Below are 871 nucleotides of genomic sequence, written 5' to 3' on the forward strand. Positions count from 1 at the left end.
CTTGCGCTAGAATCGTTGTCATTAAATGATCTTGAGCGTGCACCATAACCAGAGTCATCGGCACTTTGCCCTCCCCCTGATCTTCTTCGATCAATTGCGTCTGAATTAAATGCGCCTTGTTAATGCACTCTCTGGCTTGCAACAATTTCTCTTCTGCTGCTTCAAATTTTTGCTCTCTCGCCAAACGGAGCGCTTCATAACTTAAACTTCTGGCTTCACCCGCATTGCAGATGATTTCCATTACAACCAGTTCTTGTTCCATTTTCTCTCTCCAAAAATATGGGCTGCTTGGTAAAACAGCCCATTCATAATTAAGCGGTTACGCCTTCACCAGCAGGTTGTTCTGCCTGTTTCGTTTCTTTGGTTGTTGGTAGTTCTTGCTCAAGCATTTGCTTCTCAAACATTTTGAAGAATGGGAAGTAGATAAGAAGGTCAAGAATCAACAGACCCACTACGAGCAGTACCGGAGAAAACGTCCAGCCGCTTCCCCAAGACGCACCAATAATTGCCGGCGTCGTCCATGGTGTAGTAGCCACACCCATACCTACGAAGCCAAGATGCACAGCAAAGTAAGCAATCGTTGCGTTAATTACTGGAGCAAAAACAAATGGGATGAACAATGTTGGGTTCATTACGATTGGGCTACCAAAAATCACTGGTTCATTAATTTGGAAGAAGCCAGGAACCGCACTCATTCGGCCGATACTCTTTAGGTGAACAGAGCGGCTAAATGACATCAGTAGAACCAACGCTAACGTCGCACCAGAACCACCAATGAAGATATAGAAGTCCCAGAACGGCTGAGTGAAGATATTCGGAACAGGTTGCCCAGCAACAAATGCGTCGATGTTTCCACTGATGTTTGTTAGAA

General features: G+C 45.1%; 2 protein-coding genes. Both read right to left on the minus strand.

Annotated elements, in window-relative coordinates:
- Positions 1-262, minus strand: a 262-nt coding sequence (locus R7P74_RS25515) for a PTS lactose/cellobiose transporter subunit IIA (protein ID WP_318123433.1), incomplete at its 3' end; no start/stop codon positions are given.
- A 49-nt stretch (positions 263-311) separates the two neighbouring features.
- On the minus strand, positions 312-871 hold a 560-nt coding region (locus R7P74_RS25520; protein ID WP_318123434.1), incomplete at its 5' end, for a PTS transporter subunit EIIC.

The organism is Vibrio sp. 2033 (assembly GCF_033339735.1).